The organism is Rhizobacter sp. P2_D12 (genome assembly GCF_056404395.1).
On the sequence record NZ_JBFUEB010000087.1, the window covers coordinates 1 to 26,098 of the forward strand.

At 68.1% G+C, this 26,098-nt stretch carries 24 protein-coding genes; 17 read left to right on the forward strand and 7 right to left on the reverse strand.

The features are described 5' to 3' along the window. On the forward strand, positions 1-1,029 hold a 1,029-nt coding region (locus tag AC1DYN_RS24105), incomplete at its 5' end, for a tetratricopeptide repeat protein (protein WP_477963773.1). 51 nt (positions 1,030-1,080) lie between these two features. Here the strand turns inward: AC1DYN_RS24105 and AC1DYN_RS24110 are convergent. The 3 genes from AC1DYN_RS24110 to AC1DYN_RS24120 form a co-directional block, all read right to left on the reverse strand. Next, complete coding sequence (locus AC1DYN_RS24110; protein ID WP_477963775.1) at positions 1,081-1,722, reverse strand: glutathione S-transferase family protein; 642 nt, start codon at positions 1,720-1,722, stop codon at positions 1,081-1,083. 56 nt (positions 1,723-1,778) lie between these two features. Then, positions 1,779-2,504 (reverse strand): helix-turn-helix transcriptional regulator, encoded by a 726-nt coding sequence (locus tag AC1DYN_RS24115; protein ID WP_477963777.1) that lies wholly within the window; start codon positions 2,502-2,504, stop codon positions 1,779-1,781. Positions 2,505-2,565: 61 nt separating this feature from the next. Then, positions 2,566-2,949, reverse strand: coding sequence for a VOC family protein (locus tag AC1DYN_RS24120; protein ID WP_477963779.1), 384 nt, complete (start codon positions 2,947-2,949; stop codon positions 2,566-2,568). 121 nt (positions 2,950-3,070) lie between these two features. Here AC1DYN_RS24120 and AC1DYN_RS24125 point away from each other — a divergent pair, with 121 nt between their 5' ends. The 8 genes from AC1DYN_RS24125 to AC1DYN_RS24160 all read left to right on the forward strand — a co-directional run bounded on the left by AC1DYN_RS24125 (position 3,071) and on the right by AC1DYN_RS24160 (position 11,706). Next, positions 3,071-4,387, forward strand: coding sequence for an Nramp family divalent metal transporter (locus tag AC1DYN_RS24125; RefSeq protein WP_477963781.1), 1,317 nt, complete (start codon positions 3,071-3,073; stop codon positions 4,385-4,387). A 235-nt stretch (positions 4,388-4,622) separates the two neighbouring features. Then, complete coding sequence (locus AC1DYN_RS24130) at positions 4,623-7,127, forward strand: RHS repeat domain-containing protein (RefSeq protein ID WP_477963783.1); 2,505 nt, start codon at positions 4,623-4,625, stop codon at positions 7,125-7,127. A gap of 3 nt (positions 7,128-7,130) precedes the next feature. Next, positions 7,131-9,530 (forward strand): RHS repeat domain-containing protein, encoded by a 2,400-nt coding sequence (locus AC1DYN_RS24135; protein WP_477963785.1) that lies wholly within the window; start codon positions 7,131-7,133, stop codon positions 9,528-9,530. Then, on the forward strand, positions 9,527-10,039 hold the full coding sequence (locus AC1DYN_RS24140; protein WP_477963787.1) for a hypothetical protein: 513 nt from the start codon (positions 9,527-9,529) through the stop codon (positions 10,037-10,039). The genes AC1DYN_RS24135 and AC1DYN_RS24140 overlap by 4 nt, the downstream gene beginning before the upstream one ends. Before the next feature lie 202 nt (positions 10,040-10,241). Then, positions 10,242-10,493, forward strand: a complete 252-nt coding sequence (locus tag AC1DYN_RS24145; protein ID WP_477963789.1) for a hypothetical protein — start codon at positions 10,242-10,244, stop codon at positions 10,491-10,493. Next, on the forward strand, positions 10,478-10,702 hold the full coding sequence (locus tag AC1DYN_RS24150) for a hypothetical protein (RefSeq protein WP_477963791.1): 225 nt from the start codon (positions 10,478-10,480) through the stop codon (positions 10,700-10,702). The genes AC1DYN_RS24145 and AC1DYN_RS24150 overlap by 16 nt, the downstream gene beginning before the upstream one ends. Before the next feature lie 11 nt (positions 10,703-10,713). Then, positions 10,714-11,244 carry a hypothetical protein gene (locus AC1DYN_RS24155; protein ID WP_477963793.1) on the forward strand — a complete coding sequence of 177 codons (531 nt, stop codon included), beginning with the start codon at positions 10,714-10,716 and terminating at the stop codon, positions 11,242-11,244. 216 nt (positions 11,245-11,460) lie between these two features. Beyond that, positions 11,461-11,706: a hypothetical protein gene (locus AC1DYN_RS24160; RefSeq protein WP_477963795.1), complete on the forward strand. Its 246-nt coding sequence runs from the start codon at positions 11,461-11,463 to the stop codon at positions 11,704-11,706. Here the strand turns inward: AC1DYN_RS24160 and AC1DYN_RS24165 are convergent, their stop codons facing one another. The 3 genes from AC1DYN_RS24165 to AC1DYN_RS24175 are packed head-to-tail and all read right to left on the reverse strand — an operon-like array spanning position 11,707 to position 15,397. Continuing rightward, entirely contained in the window at positions 11,707-13,419 is a 1,713-nt protein-coding gene (locus AC1DYN_RS24165; protein ID WP_477963797.1) for an ABC transporter ATP-binding protein, read from the reverse strand. Further along, positions 13,416-14,462, reverse strand: coding sequence for an ABC transporter permease (locus AC1DYN_RS24170; RefSeq protein WP_477963799.1), 1,047 nt, complete (start codon positions 14,460-14,462; stop codon positions 13,416-13,418). The genes AC1DYN_RS24165 and AC1DYN_RS24170 overlap by 4 nt, the downstream gene beginning before the upstream one ends. Then, positions 14,459-15,397 carry an ABC transporter permease gene (locus tag AC1DYN_RS24175; RefSeq protein ID WP_477963801.1) on the reverse strand — a complete coding sequence of 313 codons (939 nt, stop codon included), beginning with the start codon at positions 15,395-15,397 and terminating at the stop codon, positions 14,459-14,461. Before AC1DYN_RS24175 ends, AC1DYN_RS24170 begins: the two co-directional genes overlap by 4 nt. Before the next feature lie 324 nt (positions 15,398-15,721). Between AC1DYN_RS24175 and AC1DYN_RS24180 the strand changes: the two genes are divergently transcribed. The 4 genes from AC1DYN_RS24180 to AC1DYN_RS24195 are packed head-to-tail and all read left to right on the forward strand — an operon-like array spanning position 15,722 to position 23,212. Then, positions 15,722-17,554: an ABC transporter substrate-binding protein gene (locus AC1DYN_RS24180; protein ID WP_477963803.1), complete on the forward strand. Its 1,833-nt coding sequence runs from the start codon at positions 15,722-15,724 to the stop codon at positions 17,552-17,554. After that, positions 17,551-19,374 (forward strand): ABC transporter substrate-binding protein, encoded by a 1,824-nt coding sequence (locus tag AC1DYN_RS24185; protein WP_477963805.1) that lies wholly within the window; start codon positions 17,551-17,553, stop codon positions 19,372-19,374. Before AC1DYN_RS24180 ends, AC1DYN_RS24185 begins: the two co-directional genes overlap by 4 nt. Positions 19,375-19,393: 19 nt before the next feature. Continuing rightward, positions 19,394-21,172 carry an ABC transporter substrate-binding protein gene (locus AC1DYN_RS24190; RefSeq protein ID WP_477963807.1) on the forward strand — a complete coding sequence of 593 codons (1,779 nt, stop codon included), beginning with the start codon at positions 19,394-19,396 and terminating at the stop codon, positions 21,170-21,172. Between the two features lie 9 nt (positions 21,173-21,181). Further along, positions 21,182-23,212: an acetoacetate--CoA ligase gene (locus AC1DYN_RS24195; RefSeq protein WP_477963808.1), complete on the forward strand. Its 2,031-nt coding sequence runs from the start codon at positions 21,182-21,184 to the stop codon at positions 23,210-23,212. On the opposite strand, the gene AC1DYN_RS24200 is transcribed toward AC1DYN_RS24195, so the two are convergent. Then, the gene (locus AC1DYN_RS24200) at positions 23,188-23,676 is read right to left on the reverse strand and encodes a flavin reductase family protein (protein WP_477963810.1); all 489 of its coding nucleotides are present in this window, start codon (positions 23,674-23,676) and stop codon (positions 23,188-23,190) included. The genes AC1DYN_RS24195 and AC1DYN_RS24200 overlap by 25 nt on opposite strands. A gap of 99 nt (positions 23,677-23,775) precedes the next feature. Between AC1DYN_RS24200 and AC1DYN_RS24205 the strand changes: the two genes are divergently transcribed. From AC1DYN_RS24205 to AC1DYN_RS24220, 4 genes are all read left to right on the forward strand, one after another. Next, positions 23,776-24,648: a M14 family zinc carboxypeptidase gene (locus tag AC1DYN_RS24205; protein ID WP_477963812.1), complete on the forward strand. Its 873-nt coding sequence runs from the start codon at positions 23,776-23,778 to the stop codon at positions 24,646-24,648. Between the two features lie 15 nt (positions 24,649-24,663). Beyond that, positions 24,664-25,251, forward strand: a complete 588-nt coding sequence (locus tag AC1DYN_RS24210) for a DinB family protein (protein ID WP_477963814.1) — start codon at positions 24,664-24,666, stop codon at positions 25,249-25,251. A 46-nt stretch (positions 25,252-25,297) separates the two neighbouring features. Further along, the gene (locus AC1DYN_RS24215; RefSeq protein ID WP_477963816.1) at positions 25,298-25,834 is read left to right on the forward strand and encodes a sigma-70 family RNA polymerase sigma factor; all 537 of its coding nucleotides are present in this window, start codon (positions 25,298-25,300) and stop codon (positions 25,832-25,834) included. Positions 25,835-25,848: 14 nt separating this feature from the next. Beyond that, positions 25,849-26,098, forward strand: a 250-nt coding sequence (locus AC1DYN_RS24220; RefSeq protein ID WP_477963818.1) for an anti-sigma factor family protein, incomplete at its 3' end; no start/stop codon positions are given.

Below are 26,098 nucleotides of genomic sequence, written 5' to 3' on the forward strand. Positions count from 1 at the left end.
GCGCAGGCCTGCGCCGCCGGCGACTGGCGGGGCGCGTGCGCGCTGTGGGACGAGATCCTGCTGGCGCATCCGCGCGACGGCTGCGCGCTGCAGTGGGCGCACCTGTTCGACTTCCACCGCGGCGACGCGCTGTCGTTGCGGCAGCGTGTGGCCCGCGTGCTGCCCGAATGGCCGCAGGGCGATGCGCTGCGGCCGTACGTGCTGGGCATGCACGCCTTCGGGCTGGAGGAATCGCAGCTGTACGACGCCGCCGAGGCGGCCGGCCGCGAGGCCTGCGCCGGCACGGCCAAGGTGCCGTGGGCCACGCACGCGGTCGCGCACGTGATGGAGATGCAGGGCCGGCCCGCCGACGGCATCGCGTGGCTGCGGCAGCGTCAGGGCGACTGGTCGGAGGGCAACGGGTTTGCCGGGCACCACTGGTGGCACCTGGGGCTGTTCCACCTGGAGACGCTGGACACCGGCGCTGCGCTGGCGCTGTACGACGAGCGGCTGGGCGGGCAGAACGCGTCGTTCACGCTGCAGCGGCTGGATGCGGCGGCGCTGCTGTGGCGGCTGCAGCTGATGGGCGTCGACACCGGCACGCGCTGGCCGGACCTGGCGCGCGACTGGGACGTGTCGCCGGTGGGCGTCGGCCATTCGGCATTCAACGCGCTGCATGCGCTGATGGCGCTGATCGGGGCGCAGCGTTGGGACGATGCGGCGGCCTTCGTCGAATCGGCACGGCTGCAATGGCCGGCGCTGCCTGCGGGCCAGGCGGCGATGGCGAGCGAGGTGGCGCTGCCGCTGCTGCAAGGCCTGCTGGCGTTCGGGCAAGGCGATGTGCAGGCCGCCGTGCAGCGCATCGCGCCGCTGCGCGGGCAATTGCACCGCATCGGCGGCAGCCATGCGCAGCGCGACATCGTCGACCAGACGCTGCTGGCGGCCTGCGCACAGGGCGGGGGCGGCGACTGGGGGCGCGCGCTGGTCAACGAGCGGCTGCTGGCGAAGCCGGTGACGCCGCTGACGGAGTTCTGGCAGCGGCGCCTGTAGCCCGGATGCCCATCCGGGGGTTGTCCGACACATCCCGGATGGGCATCCGGGCTACACGTGCGGCTGCTTCAGCCCTTCCGTCGCATAGGCCCGCTGCACCGCCGGCCGCGCCAGCACGCGCTGCAGGTAGGGCCCGAGCGCCGGCAGGCTGCGCGCCGGCCGTGCAAACCCGCGCGTCCAGCGGCACAGCATCAATGCGTACAGGTCGACCGCGCTGAACGACTCGCCCAGCAGCCACGGCCCGCCGTGCGATGCGAGCTCGGCCTCGAGGAGGTCGACCAGCGCGTCGATGCGCGCCTCGGCGCGTTCCTTCACCTGCGCGACCGCCGCATCGTCATGCGCGTAACGGTGCGGATAGAAGTACGAGATCAGCGCCGACTGCAGGCTGCTCGACAGCCACACCAGCCACTTGTAGAAGTGCGCCCGCTGCGCGCTGCCGACGGCCGGCGCCAGGCCGGCCGCGGGGTGCGTGTCCAGCAGGTGCAGGCAGATCGCGGCGGTCTCGTACAACACCAGCTCGCCGTCGACCAGCACCGGGATCAGCCCGTTCGGGTTCAGCTTCAGGTAGGCCGGCGACTTGTGCGCGTCGTGTTCGCGGTCGACGCGCACCAGCTCGAACGGGATGCCGAGCTCTTCGAGCAGCATGTGCGGCGCCATGCTGGCGGTGCTGGGGGAGTAGTACAGCTGGATCATCGAGGCGGCCCGGGGTGCGAAGCGCGCCATCTTATCGGGCGACCCCGGCGCGGCCGTCAGCGCAGCATGCCGTCGGGCGCGGTCGCGTTGCGGTGGGCCTCGGCCTCCGCCTCGTTGTGGCGGAACAGGTCGGCCAGCGTCTTGCCCGGCTCGTCGCGGAACGCGTGCTCGGTGACGACGAGCTGGCGGATGCGGTCGACGCGGAAGCTGCGGAAGTTCTCGCGCGTCTCGCACCAGGCCGCGAGCGTCCACACCGCGCCCCAGTAGAAGCAGCCGAGCGGGCGCACGGTGCGTTCGCTGCTGACGTCCTTCAGGTCGACGTACTGCAGCTGCACGCGGCGGCGCGACTCGGTGGCCAGGCGCAGCGATTCGAGGTGCGAGCGAGCGCGCGGATCGAACTCGAACGACGGTGCATACAGCGCAAGGCTCTCGGCCGCGGCGCGCGCGGCGCTCGGCAGCACCGACAGGATCTTCGACAGCGCGGCATCTGCGCGCGCGGCCAGCGCGGCATCCAGGCGCGGCTGCGCGATGCGCACGGCGGCCACCAGCGCCTGCGCCTCTTCGCCGCTGAACATCAGCGGCGGCAGGTCGAAGCCGGCGCGCATGCGGTATCCGACACCGGCCTCGCCTTCGATCGGCACGCCCTGCAGCTGCAGGTCGGCGACGTCGCGGTAGACCGTGCGCGCCGAGACCTCGAGCCGCTCGGCGATGAACTCGGCCGTGGTCAGGCGCCGCCCGCGCACGAGCTGCACCAGCTGGAACAGGCGGTCAGCGCGTCGCATCGGTGGGCGGGGCCTTCGTGGGGCCGGGGGTGGCGTTCATCGACGTCTCCAGCCGCGCATGCTACGCCAGCGCGTGCAGGCCGATGCGGTTGCCCTCGCTGTCGGCGATGTGGGCGAAGCAGCCCATGTCGCCGGGCAGCGTGACCTTGGGCGTGGTGATCTGGCCGCCGGCCGCCTGCACGCGCTCGAGCACCGCGTCGAGCGAGGGCTGGGCGTTCAGGTAGACGATGGTGCCTTGCTGCGACGGCGGCGCCACGCGCTCGCCGGCGATCAGGCAGCCGCCGATGCCAGGTTCGTCGTAGCCGAACACCGCGAGCGTCACGTCGCCCATCGGCTCGCGGCGCAGCGAGGTGGCGAAGAGCTTTTCGTAGAAGGACTGGGCGCGGTCGAGATCGGTGACCGGGATCTCGAACCAGTTGAGGGCGCTGCGCACGGCATCGGTCATGGCAATCTCCGGGAAGGGGCGTTGAACGGAGCCGTGATGCTGCGCGGCGGCTGCTGACAGCGTGTTGTCAGCATGGGGCGGGCCGGTAGGATGCGCGGCAGACCCACCGCCCTCCGACCCGATGTTCACGCTGCCGCGCACCGCCACCGCCCCGTTCTGCCCGTCCGAGGTTCGCGGCAGCATCGCGATCCCGGCCGGCGTGCCGCTGTGGCGCAAGCTGCTGCGCGTGGCCGGCCCGGGCCTGCTGGTGTCGGTGGGCTACATGGACCCCGGCAACTGGGCCACCGACATCGAGGCCGGCTCGCGCTACGGCTACGCACTGCTGTGCGTGGTGCTGCTGTCGAGCCTGGCGGCGATGCTGCTGCAGACGCTGAGCCTGCGGCTGGGGCTGGTGGCGCGCAAGGACCTGGCGCGCGCCTGCCGCGACCACTACCCGAAGGCGACGAGCCGCGTGCTGTGGCTGCTGGCCGAGCTGGCGATCATCGCGTGCGACGTGGCCGAGGTGCTGGGCAGTGCGCTGGCGCTGCACCTGCTGTTCGGCGTGTCGCTGGTCACCGGCATCGTGATCACCGCGTTCGACACGCTGATCGTGCTGGGGCTGAAGGGCAAGGGCTTCCGGCAGGTGGAGGCGATCGTGCTGGGCCTGATCGTCACGATCGGCGTGTGCTACGCGGTCGAGCTGGCGATGGTGGGGCCCGACTGGCGCGCGGTGGCGCAGGGCTTCGTGCCGCGGCTGTCGGCCGTGCAGGACCCGCAGGCGCTGTACCTGGCCATCGGCATCCTCGGCGCGACCGTGATGCCGCACAACCTGTACCTGCATTCGTCGATCGTGCAGACGCGCCACGTGGCCGCCGACGACGCGAGCCGGCGCGAGGCGATCCAGCTGTCGACGTTGGACACGGTGGTGTCGCTGTCGCTCGCGCTGCTCGTGAACGCGGCGATCCTGACGCTGGCGGCATCGGCCTTCCACGGCACCGGGCACACGCAGGTGACCGAGATCCAGGATGCGTACCACCTGCTCGACCCGCTGGTGGGCGGGGTGCTGGCGTCGGTGCTGTTCGGCGTTGCGCTGCTGGCCGCCGGGCAGAGCTCGACCTTCACCGGGACCATCGCGGGCCAGATCCTGATGGAGGGCTTCCTCGACCTGAGGATCCCGTGCTGGCAGCGCCGGCTGATCACGCGCGGGCTGGCGCTGCTGCCGGCGCTGGGCGGCGTGCTGTGGCTGGGCGAGGCGGGCGTCGGCAAGCTGCTGGTGGCCAGCCAGGTGGTGCTGAGCTTCCAGCTGCCGTTCGCGATCTGGCCGCTGATCCGCTTCACCAGCCGGCGCGACCTGATGGGCGTGTTCGCCAACGGGCCGTGGCTGAAGGCGGGGGCGTGGAGCTTGTTCGCGTTGATCAGTGCGGCGAACTTGTGGTTGGTGAGTGCGGTGTTTCGGTAGATCGAAGGGCCTGATCTCTGTACCCGTTGCTTCAGTCATCGCAGTTCGGTTCTAATCCGCCGGCTCGCGTTTCAAGCAGTCTCCTGAAGAAGTACCCAGGGCGCGAAGCAAGGCGTGTGACGAGGTCGACGAGGAGGAGTTCATGAAGAGGTCATCGGGCCTCCACCGTAGCGGTGGAGCGCTTTGCGTTGGGCTGTTGCGAGCGTGGCTGCGGCAACTGGGGAGCGTGGCTGGCATGGTGCTGGCGCTGCTGTGCGGACTGCAAGGCCTGGCTCATGCCGAAGGGCAGGTCGCTGCGATTCCGGTGCCGCCGATGCAGACGGTGGAGTTCGACGCCTCGCGGGAAGTCTTCGGGCCGCAGACGGTGGCGAACTGCGTGGAGTCCGTGGTGATGTTCGCGCATGGCACGACGTGCGTGGGCATCTACCGATACCTGCCGGCCGGTGTCAACGACGGTGCGTACTGCGGCTCCAATCACGGGGACGGCATTTGCTACAACGTCGTGTGCAAGGACTGCAGGGATCTTCCGTTCGGCTGGGGGACCGCCGGCTGGTGGACCTACACCTTTCGCGAGGGCCATGCCTACAGCTGCCCGGCCAATGCCAGCGGGTTCATTGAGTCGCCGACCTGCACCTGCAACGACGGCTACAGGCCCGACAGCACCGCCAGCCAGTGCACCCCCGACACCGTGGTGCCATGGGCCAGCGCCCCGCCGCCGCCGGAGTGCGAGGTGTGCAAGGGCAACCCGATCTATCCGCTGCGCGGGGTCAAGCACGAGGTGCTGGACACGGGGCTGGCGATCGGGCGCACGACGCTGCAGTTCACCTACGACAACGCGAACCGGATCCCGACGACGACGGGTGCGCTGACCGACGTCGCGGTGGCGGAGAACCGCAGCACCGTGATGGGCAGCCAGCAGTGGTCCAGCAACCTGCACCGGCGGGTGAACCTGGTCACGATCAGCGCCGGGGACTCGGCCCCGGGGCTGCCGGTGCCCACCGTCTTCCCGCGCGGCAACGGGGCGAGCAAGACGATGACGAGCACGGATGGCGGCCCGCGGGTGGGCGAGCCGGGCAACGCGGATCGATTCGTGCAGCTGCCCGGCGGGGATTACCTGTACACCGACGGCCGCAGCAACGTGCAGGAGACCTATACGGGCCTGGGGCTGCTGACGGCCCTGGCGTGGCCGGACGGCACGCGCATCGCCTTCACGTACAGCGGCACCGGCATGAACACGCTGAGCCAGGTGAGCGACAACCTGGGGCGCAGTCTGGGCTTCGGCTACACGGTGTTCACCGATGGCGCGCTGCGGCTGAGCAGCATCACGGATGCGAGCGGGCAGGTCACGACGCTCAGCCACGACAGCCGCAACAACCTGGTGGGCATCACCTGGGCGGACGGCAAGACGAAGAGCCTGCTGTACGAGAACGCGGCGCTGCCCTGGGCGCTGACCGGCGTGGGCGACGAGCGCGGCATCCGGTATGCCACCTTCGGCTACGACGCGCAGGGCCGGGCGATCAGCACCGAGCACGCGGGCGGGGTGGACAGGTACACGGTGAGCTACACGACGCCGCCGAGCATCCAGGTGACGCAGCAGAGCTATGGCAGTGCGGTCGCGCGCTTCCACACCTGGAGCCTGCCGACGGGCACGGTGATGACGGAGCCGAGCGGGCAGACGACCACGTGGAGCGCGATCAGCCTGAACGGCAAGAACCTGTTCAGCGCGCAGGGCCAGCAGGGCGGCGCGGGCAGCCTGGCCAGCAGCAGGAGCCAAAGCTATGACGCGAACGGCAACATCGCCAGCCGCGACAACTTCAACGGCACCCGAACCTGCTACGTCAACGACCTGGCGCGCAACCTGGTGATCACGAGCGTGGTGGGGTTGACCACGCAGGACTGCAACGCCGTGACGCCGGTGAACGCCAGCCTGCCGGCCGGTGCCACCAAGACCAGCACGCAGTGGCACCCGGACTGGAGCCTGCCCACCAAGGTGGCCGCCCCGAGGCAGATCACGACCTACGTCTACAACGGCCAGCCCGATCCGTTCGCGGGCAATGCGACGATCAGCTGCGCACCGAGTGCGGCGACCTTGCTCGATGGCAAGCCGGCCGCATCCCTGTGCAAGCGCGTGGTGCAGCAGACCACCGATGCGGACGGGCACCTGGGTTTCAGCGCCACGCCGCAAGCCGGCGCGACCGTGATCGTCACCACCTGGACCTACAACGAAGACGGCCAGGTGCTCACGGTCGCCGATGCCGACAGCGGCACGACCACCTACGTCTACTACACCGACACCACGGCCACCCACACGCGCGGTGACCTGCAGTCGATCACGACCTCGCTCGGCAAGGTGACGACCTTCAATGAATACAACAAGCTGGGCCAGGTGCTGCGAAGCACCGATGACAACGGCGTGGTGACCGTGAACACCTACGACCTGCGGCAGCGGCTGCTGTCGAGCACGGTCGGCTCGGACGCGACGAGCTACACCTATGACGCGGCCGGTCAACTCAAACAGGTGATGCTGCCCAACGGCGCGTGGGTGGGCTTCGACTACGACGACGCACACCGGCAGGTGGCGGTGTACGACCACAAGAGCAACCGCATCGACTACGTGCTGGACAACGCGGGCAACCGCACCAGCGAGAAAGCGAAGGACCCGGCAGGCACCCTCAAGCGCACGCTGGCCCGCGTGATGGACGCGCTGGGCCGGGCGCAACAAGGCACGGGGAGGGAGTAAGCCATGAACAAGAAGACAAGCATGCGACTCACCCTGATCGCGGCCAGCCTGACTGCACTGGCCCACCACGTCTCTTGGGCTCAAGTCCCCACCCCTCCGGTGTCCCCGGCCACGGTGCGCACCTACGAATACGACGCCGAAGGCAACCCCACCAAGGTGACCCGCGACCCGAGCGGCCTGAACCTGCAGACCAAGGCCAGCTACGACGCGCTGTCGCGGGTGAAGGACGTCACCGACCCGAAGAACGGCAAGACGAGCATCGGCTACGACGGAGGCGGCCAGCCGACCCAGGTGACCGACCCGAGGAACCTGGTGACCCAGTACCCGCGCAACGGCTTCGGCGACGCGACCCAGCTGATCAGCCCGGACACCGGCATCACCAACATCACCTACGACGCGGCGCGGCGCATCAAGACCCGCACCGACAGCCGTGGCGTCACCGAGACCTACAGCTACGACCTCGAAGGCCGGCTGACGAGCGTGGTCCACACGCAAGCCGGACAGACCCCACAGACGGTGAGCTGGAGCTGGGACCTGACCGGAGCGAACTACAGCAACAGCATCGGGCGTCTGAGCCGCACCGATCACCCGAGCGGGGCCTCGCGCTTCAGGTACGACCCGCGAGGGCGGATCACCGAAGCGGTGCAAGCGGTGTACGCCACCCCCGGTGCCAACAGCGCCGCGGTGATCACGTCGACAAAGTATGGCTACACCTTCGGCGACCTGACCAGCATCACTTATCACTCTGGCCGACAGCTGACGATCATCCGCGACCGCGGCGAGATCATCGGCATCAGCCTGGCCAAGGACGCGGGCAGCACCGCGGTCCCGTTGATCAGCAACGTGACCTGGGAGCCCTTCGGCCCGATCAGCGGCTGGGACTGGCACATGGCGAGCGGCCTGGTCTCGCACCAGCGCAGCTACGACCTGAGCGGACGCATGGTGCGCTACCCGATCGGCGGGGTGCTGCGCGACGTCACCTACGACGCGGCCGACCGCATCGTCGGCTTCACGCACCTGCTGGCGAGCAACGGCACAGTTCAACCGGCGCTGGACCAGAGCTTCGGCTACGACGAGAACAGCCGGATCACCAGCATCACGACGAACAGCGCGAGCTGGGCTATCAGTTATGACGCCAACGGCAACCGCACCAGCGTGAGCCTGAACGGCAGCCCGAGCACGTACACGACCGAGGCGACGAGCAACCGGCTCACCAGCATCAGCAACCCGGCCAGAAGCTTCGGCTACGACAACGCCGGCAACACGACCAGCGACAGCGCAGGCTACACCGCCACCTACGGCCTGAACGGCTCGGTGGCCAGCATCACGAAGGCGGGCATCACCGGCACCTACAGCTACGACGCCAACAAGCGGCGCATCCGCAAGTTCACGAGCGCGGGCGCTGGCAGCACCATCGTCTTCGTGTACGACCTGGAGGGGCGACTGCTCGGCGAGTACGACCAGAACGGCCAGGCGATCCGCGAGTACGTGTGGCTGGAGAACATCCCGGTGGCGATGTTCACGCCCGACCCGGCGAACCCGAGCGGACAGCCGCTCGTGTACTACATCCACGCCGATCACCTGAACGCGCCACGCATCGTGGTGGACCAGAGCAACGCAACCCGCTGGCGCTGGCTGGCCGAGCCCTTCGGGACGACGGCGCCGGAGACCAATCCGGATGGGCTCGGGGCCTTCACGCAGAACCTTCGCTTCCCGGGGCAGTATGCGGATGCGGAGAGCGGGCTTTGGTACAACTACTTTCGGAATTACGATTCCTCAAGGGGCAGCTACTCGCAATCAGATCCGGCAGGATTGACTGGTGGGATTAACACATTTTCATACGTCGAGGGAAACCCACTTCTCCTAATGGACCCGAGCGGGCTGTGGAGCGCAGCTGATTTACCATCGCCGGATCAAGGTTTTGTGGACGCTGTGACAGGTTTTGGAGATGGAATAAGCTTCTTTGGATTCAGCCCAAGTAGATCGATTCGTCAAGGTTGGGAAATTGATGGGGGTGTTAGGTGCACGCCCGCATATCAAGCTATGCGCGATGCTGGGCAATGGTATTCAACACTGCTTCCTATCGCAGGGAGACTTGGTTACATGTCGCGAGTGGCCTCTATTCCAAAAGGGGTGTCTACCGTGGAGGCCGCCTACGCTGCCCGTGCTGCAGCAAAAAGCGAATATCGATCCATCATGCGATCTGTGATAGGCGCGCTCGATCGTGACCCTTCACTCAAGACCATTCTCGCCAAAGCGGCGTTGAAAGGGGATGCTTATGCAATTGCTCGAGCAGGGGTTTCAAATCCAAAATGGAATGCAGGCATACTTGGCTTGGGAGGTCTTGGTGTGATTGACCAATTGATGAAGTCTGAAGATGCGACTTGCGAGTGCGAGAAATGACTTCAATCAATGATCGGTCGAGCTCACCAAGAAAAGTGGTGCTGAGAAATTTAACGAATGGTGCGCCGTGGCAGGCCGAACTTTTCGAGCTAGCCATAGAAGGCCCATCATTCAAATCATTAAAGGAAGAGGCCGAGAAGGGGGGGGCTGTTGGATTCGGTTCCAAGGTCATTGGATTCTCGAAAGGCAGGCTTCGCGAGGTATTTCTAGCTGTATATTTTCTGGAAAATGAATGGATAGTATTTGATGGATGCAGAGCGCGGGCGCTGGGGAGCGTTAGTGTCCGTTGGAGTGTTTCTCGATTTAATATTCTTGGTGCTGGAATTGCCACGCTGCATATTTCAGATGACGTCGAGTCAGAGTCGGTTTCGTACTTCAGGCCTTGGCTTCGTCACTGGTTTGAGGACGGGTGGTCGCTGGATGATGTTGATATAGGATGGGTCGTCGGCCATCTTGCGTCCAATGCAGACGCCAAGGTCCGATTACTCGAAGCACTAAGCAAATGCTAGTCAACCGCGCGCCGACGGGAGTCCGGCTCATGCCTCCGGCGCACAGGGCTTGGCCGATTTTGGGATGCGGCCGCTGCATGGCATGCCGGTGATGATTCAGACTTTTCCGTGGGTGCTTGATATTCTGTCGGCCGAGCTTTTTGAGAGGATCGCCGTTTGCTGACAACCAATCTTGCGGCTGACAGTTCGGAGGTCACACACAGTGGGTGAAACGGAAGCACTCAAGCAAAATCTTGAGACGTTCGAGAGACGGCTGCCCACGTTGCTGCTCAAGCATCGATGGCAGCATGTGGTGATCGCGCAAGGCGAGATTGTCGAGATCTGCGACACGTACGAGGCTGCCATCAAATTCGGCTACAGCCACTATCCATCGGAGAATCAATACTATCTACTGCAGCAGGTGGTTCCGATCCCTGATCGAGCCGACATGCACCTCGCATGTCGGGCCAGCTGACCTTTCATATCGCCGGCGATCGCCCGGTCATACAAGTTGAGGTCAAGCCGAGCTTGTTGGCTCAGCAGCACTTGTATGCGAACGCGCCACACGGTGTTCCGTCGGTCGTCGCGCATTTCCTGGTCGATACCGGCTCTCCGAATTGCGTGATCGACGAGAGCGTGGTTGCCAGTTGGGCCTCAGAAGGCACAGCTATTTTCGCGCCTTAGAAGGGTTGGCCATGAAAATATTATTCGTAACAATGACGACGTTCATTGTGCTTGTCGCCGCATGGATAAGGCGCGACATCATATTCAACCTCTTGGCAGGAAGACCCAAGCTGCGTCGTTTTGCAAAGATATTCTCACCACCAAGGTCGAATTCTCCTCTTTTTGAGATTGAGCTCTTGGAAAAGGAGGGAGCGTTGCAGGGTAGCGTGACCTTTGAGCATGAGCTGGCTGGATGGTATCAACTTGGATTGATCGTCGAGAAGCAAGTAGAGAATCCAATCCTGCATCCGTTACTTCTAGAGGCAAAGTGTGACTGGCAAGTGGGTGACCATTCGGCAACCTTGCTTCAAGGCCAGATAAATCTGGCCACACCATGGTGGTCGGGCACAAATCGTAGCGGCTTCCGGTTGAAAATATACGCGGTTCCGGACGATGTGCCGAGGAAATCGACGGGCAGACTCACCTTGTCGGTGGGGGGTGCCGCTCTGCAAGAAAGGTACGGACGCGTGAGATTTTTCATCGCGCCCTTGAATATTTGGTAAATATCCTCGTGGCCATCATGAGTTGCATGAGCGACTCACAGAGTACTTCCAAGAGTAATCCATGCACGCAGGCAATCTTGGCTCTCAACTCAAGGTGAGGCGTAGGTGGGTGTAGGGCGGATCTGTTAGCTTGATGGTATGTTGGTGGCATTTCGTTCGCTCCGGAGACCCCGCTCTCCGACAACCAATCGTGCAGCTGACAGCTCGGAGGTCTCAGTGGGTGAAACGGAAGCACTCAGGCAAAATCTCCAGACGTTCGAGAGACGGCTGCCCACGTTGCTGCTCAAGCATCGAGGGCAGTATGTGGTGATTGCGCAAGGCGAGATCGTCGAGATCTGCAAGACCTACGAGGCTGCAATCAAGTTCGGCTACAGCAACTATCCATTGGAGGATCAATACCATCTGCTCCAGCAGGTGGCTCCGGTTCCCGACAGGGCCGACCTGCACCTCGCACCGGGTTGATCAAACCGCCACCCGATACCCCCGCGGAATCGCCCCCAGCAATCTCTTCGTGTAGTCCTGCTGCGGCTGCTCCAGGATCTGCGCCACGCTCGCCYGCTCGACCACCTCGCCGTCCTTCATCACCAGCACCTCGTCGGCCATGAAGCGCACCACCGCCAGGTCGTGGCTGATGAAGACATAGGACAGGCCCAGCTCGTCCTGCAGGTCCTTCAGCAGGTTCAGCACCTGCGCCTGCACCGACACGTCGAGCGCGCTCACCGCCTCGTCCAGCACCAGCACCTCCGGGTCCAGCGTCAGGCAGCGCGCGATCGCCACGCGTTGCCGCTGCCCGCCCGAAAACTCGTGCGGGTACTTGTGCATCGCGCTGTCGTCCAGCCCCACCTTGCCCAGCAGCGCACGCGCCCGGGCCTCGCGCTCGGCGCCATCGCGCCCGATGCCGTGGATCGCCATCGGCTCGGTCAGCGTCTGCCCGATCGTGAAGCGCGGGTTCAGCGACGCATACGGGTTCTGGAACACCACCTGGATGCGCCGGCGCATCGGCAACAGCTCGCGCCGGCTCAGCGCCAGCAGATCCTTGCCGTCGAACATCACGCGCCCGCCCACCGGGCCGCCGTTCGGCTCGTGCAGGCGCAGCAGCGTCAGCCCCATCGTCGTCTTGCCCGATCCCGATTCGCCCACCACGCCCAGCGTGTGCCCACGCCGCAGCGTGAAGCTCGCGCCCTTCACCGCGCGGAACTCCTTGCGGCCGAACACGCCGCTGCGCAGCCAGAAGCTCTTGGTCAGGTTGCTCGCGTCGATGACGATCGGCGCCGCCGCATCCTTGGGCGCCGGTGCCGCCGCCGCCTCGCGGCCCGCGATGTGGTCGTCGATCACCATCAGCCGCGCACCGCGCTGCTCCAGCGACGGCCGGCAGGCCAGCAGCGCCTTCGTGTACGGATCGCGCGGCGCACTGAAGATCCCCGCCACCGGCCCCTGCTCGCGCACCGTGCCCTGGCGCATCACCACCACCTGGTCGGCAATCTCGCCCACCACGCCCAGGTCGTGCGTGATGAACAGCATGCTCATGCGGTGCTGCGTCTTCAGCCGCGCCAGCAGCTCCAGGATCTGGCGCTGGATCGTCACGTCCAGCGCCGTCGTCGGCTCGTCGGCGATCAGCAGCTTGGGCTCGCACGACAGCGCCATCGCGATCATCACGCGCTGCTGCTGCCCACCCGACAACTCGTGCGGGTAGGCCTGCAAGCGCCGCTTCGGCTCCGGCAGCCCCACCTCGACCAGCAAGGCCTCGGCCCGCGCCAGCGCCTGCCTGCGCGTCAACCCCAGGTGGCGCATCAGCGGCTCGCTCAGCTGCTGCCCGATCGTGAACACCGGGTTCAGCGAACTCATCGGGTCCTGGAACACGCAGGCGATGTCCTTGCCGCGCAGCGCCTGCAGCTCGGGCAGCGTGGCCGCCAGCAGGTCGCGGCCCTGGAAGCTGATCGCCCCCTGCCGCTCGGCATTGCTCGGCAGCAGGTTCAGGATCGACATCGCGGTCACGCTCTTGCCCGAACCCGATTCGCCCACCAGCGCCACCGTGGTGTTCTCCGGCACGTCGAAGCTCACGCCCACCGACTGGCCGTCGATGTCGCGCCCGACCGCCTGCGCACGCTGCACCACGCCGCCTTCCCTGCTGGTGCGAAACGACACCCGCAGGTCCTTGATCGACAACAAGCTCATTCCAGCCCCCGCAGCTTCGGATCCAGCGCATCGCGCAACGCATCGGCAAACAGCGAGAACGCCGTGACGAAGACCGCCATGAAAGCGGTGGCCGCCACCAGCTGCCACCAGTAGCCGAGGATCAGCTCGCTCTGCGCCTCGGCCAGCATGGTCCCCCACGACACGTCGTCGACGCCCACGCCCAGCCCCAGGTACGACAGGATCACCTCGAACTTGATGAAGCCCACCACCAGCAGCGACATGCGCACCAGGATCACGTGGCTGATGTTGGGCAGGATGTGGCGGAACATGCGCGATGCGGCCGATGCGCCGATCGCCTCCGCCGAACGCACGTATTCGCGCACCGAATGCTTCAGGAACTCGGCCCGCACCTGGCGGTACAGCCCGGTCCAGCCGACCAGCGCCAGGATGATCGCGACGCTGCCGATGCCGCGCCCGAAGATCACCGCGAACGACAAGATCAGCAGGATGTCCGGAATCGCCGTGAACACGCTGTACAGCCACTCGAGGAAGTCGCCCACCTTGCCGCCGAAGAAGCCCGCCAGCGCGCCCAGCAGCGTGCCGATCAGCGTCGCCACCACCGCGCCCAGCAGGCCCACGAACACCGAGGTCTGCGTGCCCTTCATCGCCTTGGCCAGCACGTCGCGCCCCAGGCGGTCGCCGCCGAAGGGCAGCGTCTCGCGCTTCACCGTGTCCTCGGCCTTGAACCTGGCAGCGCGCTCGTCCCATTCCTTGTAGCGCGGCGCCAGCGGGTCCACCGCCGACAGGTCGACGTTCGGCCCCTTGGGCACGGGGATGGCACTTTGCTCCACCGCGGGCGCCGGGCCCATGAAGGTGGGCGGCGCATTCGGCACGCCCACTTCCTTCTGCCAGTCGCGCGCCAGCAGGCCCACGGTGCCCAGCAGCACCAGCGCGGCAAAGGCCAGCACCACCACCATCGCGACCATGCCGACGCGGTCGCTGCGCAGCCGCTTCCAGGCGGCGCGCCACACGCCTTCGGACTGGCGCGGCCCGAGGACGGGGGGAGTCAGGACTGCGCTCATTTCAGCACCACCCGGGGATCGATCAGCTTGTAGAGGATGTCGGCGCCCAGGTTGACCAGCATCGTCAGCATCGCCAGGTAGACGGTGACCGCCTGGATGACGGGGTAGTCGCTGCGGTTCACCGCCAGGATGATCTCGCGGCCCAGGCCCGGGATCGAGAAGAACACCTCGATCAGGAACGAGCCGACGAACACGCCGGGCAGCGCCAGCGCGATGTTGGTGACGATCGGAATCATCGCGTTGCGCAGCACGTGCTTGAACAGCACCGTGCCCTCGGTCATGCCCTTGGCGCGCGCCGTGCGCACGTAGTCGTGGCCCAGCTCGTCGAGGAAGAAGGTGCGGTACAGYCGCGTCTGCGGCGCCAGGCCCACCAGCAGCGCCAGCAGCACCGGCAGCGGCACGTAGGTGACCAGGTTGGTCCAGGTGCTGTCGCTCCAGCCCTGCACCGGGAACCAGCCGAGCTGGAAGCCGAACAGGTACTGCCCGATGATGATGTAGACCAGGAACGACACCGACAGCGCCACGGTCGAGACCACCATGATGCTGCGGTCGGCCAGCGAGCCGCGGCGGTACGCCACCCACATCGCGATCGGCAGCGCCACCAGCGTGTCCAGCACCAGGATCGGGATCATCACCGTCAGCGTGGCCGGCGCGCGCGTCGCGAAGATGTTGCTCACCGCCTCGTTGGTGGCCCAGCTGTGGCCCCAGTCCAGCGTGACGATGCTGCGGAAGTAGATCAGCAGCTGCTGCCACACCGGCTTGTTCAGCCCGAGTTGCTCGCGGATCGCGTCGATCTGCTGCGGCGTGGCATTCAGCCCGCCGAGGATTTCGGCGGGGTCGCCCCCGAAGTACTTGAACAGGAAGAACACCAGCAGCACCACCCCGATCAGCGTCGGGATCATTTGCCACAGGCGCCGTATCAGGTAGGCGGCCATATTGTCGTGAAGCGTCTCGGGTCGAGAAGAGAGGACCGGCCGCGCCCCACCGACCCGGGTGGGGGCGGCGGGCGGCATCGCGCCGGCAGTTGCCAGAAACTGGGCAGGCGCGAGTCTAAGGCCCGGTCCAAAGCCCTTCGCCCCGCGTTTGCCCTCAGGAACCCGGCAGCGCACGCAACTTGCATGCCGATCGGAAAGTTCCCGCGGCGCAGGCGGGGCAAGCCCGGAGGACAGCCGCCCCGGGCAGGCTCTAGACTTCGCGCCTCCGGCATGCCGCCGCGCCACGAGCGCTGCGGCGCGCCCTCCCACCAGGAGTTCCCGACCATGATCCGATGTGGCGCAGCTCGCCTGCTCGCGCTCTGCCTGGCCTTCACCGCCGCGGTGCACGCGGCTGCCGCCGACCCCGCCGCGCCGGCACCGAAGGTGCTGCGCTATGCCTTCCCGATCGCCGAGACCGGCTTCGACCCGGTGCAGCTGAGCGACCTCTATTCGCGCACCGTCACCGCCGGCATCTTCGAGACGCCCATCACCTTCGACTACCTGGCCCGCCCGGCGCGCATGAAGCCGAACACCGCGGTGGCGATGCCGCAGATCTCGGACGACTTCAAGACCTTCACCTTCACGCTGAAACCGGGCACCTACTTCCAGGACGACCCGGCCTTCAAGGGGCAGCGCCGCGAGCTGGTGGCGCAGGACTACGTCTACACCCTCAAGCGCCACTACGACCCGCAGTGGAAGAGTCCCAACCTGTACCTGCTGGAGAACTGCAGGCTGCTCGGCCTGTCGGAGTTGCGCAAGCAGGCGCTCGATTCGAAGCAGCCCTTCCCGTACGACCGCGAGGTCGAGGGCATTCGCGCGCTCGACCGCTACACCTTCCGCGTGCGCCTGGCCGAACCGTCGCCGCGCTTCCACCAGCAGATCATGACGGACGCCGGGGCCTTCGGCGCGGTCGCGCGCGAGGTGGTCGAGTTCTATGGCGACAAGATCATGGCCCACCCGGTCGGCACCGGGCCGTTCCGGCTCGCCGACTGGCGGCGCAGCTCGCTGATCGTGCTGGAGCGCAACCCCGGCTACCGCGAACGGCTGTACGACGAAGAGGCCGCCGCCGACGACCCGCGCTCGCAGGCCATCGCGCGCGCGATGAAGGGCAAGCGCATCCCGATGCTCGACCGGGTCGAGATCTCGATCATCGGCGAGGCGCAGCCGCGCTGGCTGAGCTTCCTGAACGGCCAGAGCGACTTCCTCGACCGCCTGCCCAGCGAGTTCTCCGGCATCGCGATCCCGAAGAACCGGCTGGCGCCGAACCTCGCCAAGCGCGGCATCCAGATGGACCAGGCGCCGCTGGTCGATGCGGTGCTGGCCGCGCTGTTCAACCAGGACAACCCGGTGGTGGGCGGCTACACGCCCGAGAAGGTGGCGCTGCGCCGTGCCATCTCGCTGGCCTACAACGCGCCCGTCGAGCTGCAGCAGGCACGCAAGAACCAGGCGATCCCCGCGCAGACGGCGATCGCCCCGGCGGTCTACGGCTACGACCCGACGGTGAAGACCGAGATGAGCGACTACGACCCCGACCGGGCGCGTGCACTGCTCGACACCTACGGCTACGTCGACCGCGATGGCGACGGCTGGCGCGACCAGCCCGACGGCAGCCCGCTGGTGCTCGAGTACGCGACCCAGTCCGACCAGCAGAGCCGCCAACTGGCGGAGCTGTGGGACAAGAGCATGCGGGCCGTCGGCCTGCGCATGGTGTTCAAGACCGCGCAATGGCCCGAGAACCTGAAGGCCTCGCGCGCCGGCAAGCTGATGATGTGGGGCGTGGCCTGGTCGGCGACGACCCCCGACGCCGACACCTTCCTCGCGCTCGCCTACGGCCCCAACAAGGGCGGCGCCAACCATTCGCGCTTCGACCTGCCGGCCTTCAACGAGCTGTTCGTCAAGCAGGGCCGCCTGGGCGACGGGCCCGAACGCGAGCAGGTGCTGCGCGAGGCCAGCAAGCTGATGGTGGCCTACGCGCCGTACAAGATCAGCGCGCACCGCATCGCCACCGACCTGATGCACCCGTGGGTGCTGGGCTACCGCCGCAACCCGTTCGTGCGCGAGTTCTGGAAATTCATCGACATCGACACCGCGCTCGAGCAGGCGCGCACCACCCCATGATCCGACGCCTTTTCCTGACCGCCGCGTCCGCGCTGGTCCTGGCCGGCAACGCCGCCGCGCAGCCGCAGCCCGCCTCCGCCCCCGCCGGTGCACCGACGGCCAAGACCTTCCGCTGGGCCTTCCTGGTCGCCGAGACCGGCTTCGACCCGGCCAAGATCAGCGACCTGTATTCGCGCTACATCACGACCCACCTCTACGAGGGCCTGGTGCGCTACGACTACCTGGCGCGGCCGTTCAAGCTGCAGCCCGAGGCGATCGCGGCGATGCCCGAGGTGTCGGACGACTTCCGCACCTACACCTTCCGCATCCGCCCGGGCACCTACTTCCAGGACGACCCGGCCTTCAAGGGGCAGCGCCGCGAGCTGGTGGCGCAGGACTTCGTCTACTCGCTCAAGCGCTTCTTCGACCCGGCCAACAAGAGCCCGTCCTACTCCGACATGAACGACCAGGGCTTCATCGGCGTCGACGAGCTGCGCCAGCAGGCGCTGAAGAACAAGACGCCGTTCGACTACGACCGCGAGGTCGAGGGCCTGCGCGCGCTCGACCGCTACACGCTGCAGATCAAGCTGTCGCGGCCGCGCCCGCGGCTGCTGTACACGCTGGCCGACTGCAGCCTGTACGGCGCGGTCGCGCGCGAGGTGATCGAGTTCTATGGCGACAAGACGATGGAACACCCGGTGGGCACCGGGCCGTTCAAGCTGGGCGCCTGGCGCCGCAGCTCGCAGATCGTGCTCGAGCGCAACCCCGGCTTCCACGAGATGTTCTACAGCGCCGAGCCGAACGCCGACGACGCCGAGGGCCAGGCGCTGCTCAAGCGCTACCAGGGCCGCCGGCTGCCGCTGATCGACCGCGTCGTGATCTCGATCATCGAGGAAAGCCAGCCGCGCTGGCTGGCCTTCCTGAACGGCGAGACCGACCTGGTCGGCGTGCCGCTCGAGTTCGCGAACCAGGCGGCACCGAACGGCAAGCTGGCGCCCAACCTGGCGCGGCGCGGCATCCGGATGCAGCGCATCGTCAACCCGGACCGCACGCTGTACTACTTCAACATGGAAGACCCGGTGGTCGGCGGCTACACGCCCGAGAAGGTGGCGCTGCGCCGCGCCATCAGCCTGGCCACCGACGTCTCGCGCGAGATCAGCGGCGTGCGCCGCGGCCAGGCGATCCCGGCGCAGACGCTGGTGGCGCCCCACACCTTCGGCTACGACCCGAACTACAAGACCGAGAACAGCGACTACAACGTGCCGCGCGCCAAGGCGCTGCTCGACATGTACGGCTACGTCGACCGCGACGGCGACGGCTGGCGCGAGATGCCCGACGGCAAGCCGCTGGTGGTGCAGTACGCGAGCTCGCCCGACAGCCTGTCGCGCCAGTTCGACGAGCTGTGGAAGAAGAACATGGACGCGATCGGCGTGCGGCTGCAGATCAAGGCGGCGCAGTGGCCCGAGAACCTGAAGGCCGCGCGCTCGGGGCAGCTGATGGTCTGGCAGCTCGGCTACACCGCGTCGACGCCCGACGTGCAGGACGGCATGCAGCTGCTGTACGGGCCGGCCGCGGGCGGGCAGAACCTGGGCCGCTTCAAGAACGCGCGCTTCGACGCGATCTACGAGCGCATGCAGGGCATCGGCGACGGGCCGGAGCGGCTGGCGCTGCTCGACGAGGCCAACCGCATCGTCACCGCCTATGCGCCGCACAAGTACAACGTGCACCGCATCGTCACCGACCTGACGCAGCCCTGGGTGCTGGGCTACCGCCGCCCGCTGTTCGTCAGCCGCTTCTGGCAGTACATCGACATCGACGACGGCCTGCGCCCGGCGCACTGACCGCGCCRGCCCCGACGCGATGGCACTGACCCGGCGCACCTGGCTTTCCGCGGCGGCGGCGCTCGGCGGCCTGGCGCGCCCGGCGGTGGCCGGGGCCGACAAGACGCTGCGCCTGGCGTTCGCCGCCGCCGAGACCGGGTTCGACCCGGCGCAGATCTCCGACGTCAACTCGGCGCTGGTCGCGTCAGCGATCTTCGAGCCGCCGCTCACCTACGACTACCTGGCGCGGCCGGTCAAGCTACGCCCCAAGACCGCGGTGGCGCTGCCGGAGATCTCGGCCGACTTCAAGACCTTCACGTTCCGCATCCGCCCCGGCATCTTCTTCGCCGACGACCCGGCCTTCGGCGGCCGCCCGCGCGAGCTGGTGGCGCAGGACTACGTCTACAGCGTCAAGCGCTTCTACGACCCGCGCCTGAACTGCGAGAACATCTACGTGTTCGAGAACGCGAAGCTGCGCGACCTGAGCGAGCTGCGCGCACAGGCCCGCACGAGCGGCCGGCCGTTCGACTACGACCGCGAGGTCGAGGGCATCCGCGCTCTCGACCGCTACACCTTCCGCATCCGCCTGGCCGAGCCGAACCCGCGCTTCCACTTCTGGTTCACGCAGGGCGCGCTGGTGGGCGCGGTGGCGCGCGAGGTGGTCGAGCACTACGGCACGGCCATCGCCGAGCACCCGGTGGGCACCGGGCCGTTCATGCTGGCCGGCTGGCGCCGCGCATCGCGCATCGAGCTGGTGCGCAACCCGCGCTTCCGCGAGGAGTTCTTCGCGGCCGAACCGGCCCCCGACGACGCCGAGGCGCAGGCGGTCGCCCGGCAACTGGCCGGCCGGCGGCTGCCGCTGGCCGAGCGCATCGAGGCCAGCGTGATCATCGAATCGCAGCCGCGCTGGCTGGCCTTCGTCAACGGCGCGCTCGACGTGCTGGAGCTGCCGGTGGAGTTCACGCCGATCGCGACGCCGGGCAACCGGCTGGCACCCAACCTGGCGCGCCAGGGCGTGCGGCTGCAGCGCAACGCGCAGGCCGACATGGTGCTGACCTACTTCAACATGGACCACCCGCTGGTCGGCGGCAACGCACCGCAGAAGGTGGCGCTGCGCCGCGCGATCTGCCTGGCCTACGACAACCGGCAGGACCTGGACGACCTGCGCCACGGCCAGGGCATCCAGGCGCAGTCGGTGGTGGCGCCGTTCACCTCGGGCTACGAGGACGACTACCGCAGCACGATGAGCGAATTCAGCGTCGCGCGCGCGGTCGCGCTGCTCGACCTGTACGGCTATGTCGACCGCGACGGCGACGGCTGGCGCGAGCAACCCGACGGCCGGCCGCTGGTGCTGCGCCTGGCCTCGCTGCCCGACCAGCGGCAGCGCCAGTTCAACGAGCTGTGGCGCAAGTGCATGACGGCGGTCGGGCTGCGCATCGAGTTCGACATCGCGAGCTGGCCCGACCTGCTGAAGATGGGCCGCGCCGGCAAGCTGATGATGTGGGGCTTCAGCTGGGTCGCCGGCACGCCGGACGGCGGCTTCTTCCTCGGCATCGGCTACGGCCCGAACTCGCACGAATCGAACGACGCGCACTTCTCGCTGCCGGCCTACGACCGGCTGTTCGAGCGCCAGAACGTGCTGCCCGACGGCCCCGAGCGCGCCGCGCTGATGCGCGAGGCGAAGAACATGATGGTGGCCTACATGCCGTACAAGGCGCACGTGCACCGCACGGTCAGCGACGTGCTGCAGCCGCGGGTGATCGGCCACCTGCGGCATCCATTCATGCGCGACACCTGGCAATACATCGGCATACAGTGAGGTTTCACCATGGCTGTTCCGAAACCGCAGATCCTGCGCTACACCGACTGGCTGGCGCGCGAGCGCGGGCTGCACTTCGACGCGACCACGCACGAAGGCTACGACGCGCTGTGGCGCTGGTCGGTCACCGATCTCGAGGCCTTCTGGCGCTCGATCTGGGACTACTTCGGCGTCGAGTCGACGACCCCGGTCACGCAGGTGCTGGCCGACGAGCGCATGCCGGGCGCGCGCTGGTTCGACGGCGCGCAGCTGAACTACGTGCAGCAGGTGTTCCGCCATGCCGACGCGGCGCATGCGGCCGGCCACCCGGCGATCGTGTTCCAGGACGAGCGCCTGCGCGAATGCGCCAGCCTGCTCGAGTGGAGCTGGCCCAAGCTGCGCCGCCAGGTGGCCTCGCTCGCGGCGCACTACCGGCGCCTGGGCGTGGCGCGCGGCGACCGCATCTGCGCCTTCATGCCGAACACGCCGCAGACGGTGGTGGCCTTCCTGGCCGCGGCGAGCATCGGTGCGGTGTGGTCGGTGTGCTCGCCGGACATGGGGCCGGTCGCGGTGCTCGACCGCTTCCGGCAGATCGAGCCGACGCTGCTGGTCGGCTGCGACGGCTATGTCTACGGCGGCACCCCGCACGACCGGCTGGCGCTGCTGCAGGCCATGGCCAAGGAACTGCCGAGCCTGAAGCAGGTGCTGCTGTGGCGCAACCTGGGCGGCGCACTGCCGGCCGGCTGGCTGGACTTCGACGCGCTGACCTGCGACGACGCGCAGCTGCAGGCCGAGCCACTGCCCTTCGACCACCCGCTGTGGATCGTCTATTCGAGCGGCACGACCGGCCTGCCGAAGGCGATCGTGCACGGCCATGGCGGCGTCGTGCTCGAGCACCTGAAGTTCATGGGCCTGCACAACGACCTCGGGCCGAGCGCCGCGCACGGCGACCGCTTCCACTGGTACAGCGCGACCGGCTGGATCATGTGGAACTGCCAGATGGCGGGCCTGCTGCTCGGCACCACGCTGTGCCTGTACGACGGCAGCCCGTCGGGGCGCAGCCGGCAGCCGGACTGGAACACGCTGTGGCGTTTCGTCGCCGACGCGAAGGCCACCTTCTTCGGCGCCGGCGCGGCCTTCTTCGCCAGCTGCATGAAGGCCGGCATCGAGCCGGCGCGGCTGCCCGGGCTGTCGCGCCTGCGCGCGCTCGGCAGCACCGGCTCGCCGCTGCCGGCCGACGCCTGGCGCTGGGCCGCGCAGCACCTGCCGCACGTCGACGGCCGGCCGATGTGGCTGACCTCGCTGTCCGGCGGCACCGACTTCGCCGGATGCTTCGTCGCCGGGCTGCCGACGCTGCCGGTGGTCGAGGGCGAGATGCAGTGCCGCTGCCTGGGCGCCGCGGTCGAGGCCTGGAGCGAGCCCGACCCGGCCACCGGCCGCGGCCGCGCGCTGGTCGACGAGGTGGGCGAGCTGGTGTGCACGCGGCCGATGCCATCGATGCCGCTGTACTTCTGGGGCGACCCCGACGGGCGGCGCTACCACGACAGCTACTTCGACATGTATCCCGGCATCTGGCGCCACGGCGACTGGCTGCGCATCACGCCGCGCGGCGGCGCGATCATCTACGGCCGCAGCGACGCGACCATCAACCGCCACGGCATCCGCATGGGCACGGCCGAGCTGTACCGCGCCGTCGAGGCCTTGCCCGAGGTGCTGGACAGCCTGGTGGTCGACCTGGAGTACCTGGGCCGCGAGAGCTGGATGCCGCTGTTCGTCGTGCTGCGCGAGGGGCGCGTGCTCGACGAGGCGCTGGTGGCCCGGCTGAAGCAGGAGATCCGCACGGCGCTGTCGGCGCGGCACGTGCCGAACGAGATCTTCCAGGTCGAGGCGGTGCCGCGCACGCTGTCGGGCAAGAAGATGGAGCTGCCGGTGAAGAAGCTGCTGATGGGCACGCCGGCCGATCAGGTGTTCAAGCTCGACGCGATGGCGAACGCCGGCTGCGTGGCGTGGTTCGCCGAGTTCGCACGCGCCAGGGGCTACAGCGGCAATTCGGTGAAGTAGCGGCCGCCGTGATAGATGAGCGGCTGTGCACCCTCGCGCCGCTCGCAGCGCTCGACCTCGCCGACGAAGATCACGTGATCCCCTTCTTCATACTGGCTGCGGTTGAAGCATTCGAACACCGCCGCCACGCCTTCGAGCACCGGCGCCCCGCCGACGCCTTCGCGAAAGCGCAGCCCGGCGAAGCGGTCGACGTCCTTGGCGGCGAAGCGCTCGGCCAGCGGGCGCTGGTCGGCGGCCAGGATGTTGATCGCATAGTGCGACCCGCGCGTGAAGGCCGGCATCGAACCGGCGCGCCGCGACAGGCTCCACAGCACCAGCGGCGGCGACAGCGACACCGAATTGAAGGAATTGGCCGTCAGGCCCACCGGGTTGCCGTTCAGGTCGAGCGCGGTCACGATCGTGACACCGGTGGCGAACATGCCGAGCGCAACGCGGAACTCCTGGGCCGAAAAACTGGGTGCCATGGGTCTCAGCATTGCATTCATTCCGGAATTGTCGCGGGCGGCCGCCCGCGTCGCCAACTCTCATTTGAGGGGGTGGCCCGGCTTCTACACTGTGGGCGCATGAGCGCATTCTCGACGATTCGACGCGCCGCCCGTGGCACCTGGGTGACGCTGGCCGCCGGCCTGGCCCTGCCCGCGCTGGCCGCCGGCCCCTGCCCCGAGCTGGCGCGCCGCCTGCCCAACCTGAGCCTCGCGCTGTGCGAACGCGCCGCGCTGAAGCCGGCCGGCGCCAGCTCGGTGAAGGGTGTCGCGCTGTACCAGCGCGACGTCGGCGCGCCGCAGCCGCTGCTGTTGCCGGGCGAGCCGGCGCCGCCCGCGCCGCGCCGCGTGCTGGTGCTGGGCGGCATCCACGGCGACGAACTGTCGTCGAGCGCGCTGGTCTTCCACTGGATCGCGCAGGCCGGCGACACCGGCGCCGGCATGGACTGGCGCTTCGTGCCCGCGCTGAACCCCGACGGCCTGCTGCTGCCGCGCCCGACCCGCACCAATGCGCACGGCGTCGACCTGAACCGCAACTTCCCGACCCCGCACTGGGACCGCGATGCGTCCGCCTACTGGGTCAAGCGCACGAAGAAGGACCCACGGCGCTGGCCCGGGCCGGGCGCGCTGTCCGAGCCCGAGAGCCGCTTCGTCACCGACACGATGGCGGCCTGGAAGCCGGACGTCATCGTCACCGTGCATGCGCCCTACGGGGTGCTCGACTACGACGGCCCGAGCGTGCCGCCGCAGCGCCTGGGCCGGCTCTACCTCGACCGGGTCGGCATCTTCCCCGGCTCGCTGGGCCACTACGGCGGCGTGCACAAGGGCGTGCCGGTGGTGACGATCGAGCTGCCGAGCGCGATCCGCACGCCCACCGACGCCGAGATGCGGCAGATGTGGCTGGACCTGCTGCGCTGGCTGGACGAACGGCTGGCGCTGCGCGAACATCGCTGACCTCGGAGCATTCGCATGGCCTCCCTCGCCCGTCTCCTCTACGCCAGCGCGCACAACAACGCCTGGGCCAACCACCGGCTGCTGCAGGCCTGCGCGCAGCTGACGCAGGATGAATTCACCGCGCCGCGCACCGGCTTCTTCCCGTCGATCCGCGCGACGCTGAACCACAACCTGACGGTCGACGACTACTACATCGACGCGATCGAGCGCAGCCTGCGCGGCGCGCCGCCGCATCCGGCGCCGGGTTCGTTCTTCGACCCGGAGGAGCCCTGCGCGACCTGCGCCGAACTGGTCGCCGCGCAGCAGCGCATGGACCGGCGCCTGCTCGCGGTGTGCCATGCGCCGCTGGCCGACGAGGCGCTGCTCGACCACGTGGTCGACGTGCCGCGCACGACGCGCATCGACCCCGAGCCGCTGCACCGGCTGCTGGCCCACCTGTTCCAGCACCAGGTGCACCACCGCGGCCAGGCGCATTCGATGCTGTCGGGCACGCGCATCGCGCCGCCGCAGCTCGACGAGTTCTTCTGCGTCAACGATGCCGAGCGCCGCGAAGGCGACCTGCGCGCGATGGGCGTGACGGAAAGCGCAATCTGGCACGGCTGACGCGGCCCCTGCGGAATACCCGGCCGGCGCAGCACGTAGACACCTTGTGAGCAGCGTCCCCACCAGCTTCCGCCAGCAACTGCTCGGCACCATCCCGCGCCTGCGCCGCTATGCGCGCTCGCTGCTGGTGGACGCGTCGGTCGCCGACGACCTGGTGCAGACCGCGCTGGAGCGCGCGCTGTCGCACTGGCACCAGTTCGACCAGCGGCGCGACATCCTGGTCTGGGTGATCAGCATCGCGCACAACGCGCACATGGACAACCTGCGCCGCGGCGGCCGGCTGTCCATCGTCGACCCGCAGGAGCTGCAGGCCGAGCAGGACCTGCGCGGCAGCGACCCCGGCGCCGACGTCGGCCTGCGCATGGACCTGGTGGCCGCGCTGCAGCGGCTGCCGGTCGAGCAGCGCGAGCCGCTGCTGCTGGTGTCGGTCGAGGAGCTGTCGTATGCCGAGTGCGCCGAGGTTCTGCGCATCCCGATCGGCACCGTGATGTCGCGCATCTCGCGCGGGCGCGTCGCACTGCGCGCGCTGCTGGACGGCCGCTCGCCGGCCCCGGCAGCGCAACCGCTGCGGCGCGTGGTTTGAACTGGAAGCAGAAGATGTCCGGCCCCTTCTCCACCCCCGACGAACGCGACGACGCGCTGAGCGCGTGGCTCGACGGCGAGCTGCCGCCCGAGCGGCGCGCACAGGTCGAGGCCTGGCTGCACGAGCACCCCGAAGAGGCGGCGCGCGTGCGGCTGTGGGCGGCCGACCGCGATGCGCTGCGCGCCCGCCTGGCGCCCGGCGCGACCGAGCCGGTGCCCGACCGCCTGCAGCAGCTGGTGTGGCAGCACGCGCCCGAGGCCGCGC

Coding starts and splice junctions, on each gene's coding strand:
- AC1DYN_RS24110 (WP_477963775.1), bottom strand. CDS start 1,722: ATGATCCAGCTGTACTACTCCCCCAGCACCGCCAGCATGGCGCCGCAC.
- AC1DYN_RS24115 (WP_477963777.1), bottom strand. CDS start 2,504: ATGCGACGCGCTGACCGCCTGTTCCAGCTGGTGCAGCTCGTGCGCGGG.
- AC1DYN_RS24120 (WP_477963779.1), bottom strand. CDS start 2,949: ATGACCGATGCCGTGCGCAGCGCCCTCAACTGGTTCGAGATCCCGGTC.
- AC1DYN_RS24125 (WP_477963781.1), top strand. CDS start 3,071: ATGTTCACGCTGCCGCGCACCGCCACCGCCCCGTTCTGCCCGTCCGAG.
- AC1DYN_RS24130 (WP_477963783.1), top strand. CDS start 4,623: ATGGTGCTGGCGCTGCTGTGCGGACTGCAAGGCCTGGCTCATGCCGAA.
- AC1DYN_RS24135 (WP_477963785.1), top strand. CDS start 7,131: ATGAACAAGAAGACAAGCATGCGACTCACCCTGATCGCGGCCAGCCTG.
- AC1DYN_RS24140 (WP_477963787.1), top strand. CDS start 9,527: ATGACTTCAATCAATGATCGGTCGAGCTCACCAAGAAAAGTGGTGCTG.
- AC1DYN_RS24150 (WP_477963791.1), top strand. CDS start 10,478: ATGTCGGGCCAGCTGACCTTTCATATCGCCGGCGATCGCCCGGTCATA.
- AC1DYN_RS24155 (WP_477963793.1), top strand. CDS start 10,714: ATGAAAATATTATTCGTAACAATGACGACGTTCATTGTGCTTGTCGCC.
- AC1DYN_RS24170 (WP_477963799.1), bottom strand. CDS start 14,462: ATGAGCGCAGTCCTGACTCCCCCCGTCCTCGGGCCGCGCCAGTCCGAA.
- AC1DYN_RS24180 (WP_477963803.1), top strand. CDS start 15,722: ATGATCCGATGTGGCGCAGCTCGCCTGCTCGCGCTCTGCCTGGCCTTC.
- AC1DYN_RS24185 (WP_477963805.1), top strand. CDS start 17,551: ATGATCCGACGCCTTTTCCTGACCGCCGCGTCCGCGCTGGTCCTGGCC.
- AC1DYN_RS24190 (WP_477963807.1), top strand. CDS start 19,394: ATGGCACTGACCCGGCGCACCTGGCTTTCCGCGGCGGCGGCGCTCGGC.
- AC1DYN_RS24195 (WP_477963808.1), top strand. CDS start 21,182: ATGGCTGTTCCGAAACCGCAGATCCTGCGCTACACCGACTGGCTGGCG.
- AC1DYN_RS24200 (WP_477963810.1), bottom strand. CDS start 23,676: ATGGCACCCAGTTTTTCGGCCCAGGAGTTCCGCGTTGCGCTCGGCATG.
- AC1DYN_RS24205 (WP_477963812.1), top strand. CDS start 23,776: ATGAGCGCATTCTCGACGATTCGACGCGCCGCCCGTGGCACCTGGGTG.
- AC1DYN_RS24210 (WP_477963814.1), top strand. CDS start 24,664: ATGGCCTCCCTCGCCCGTCTCCTCTACGCCAGCGCGCACAACAACGCC.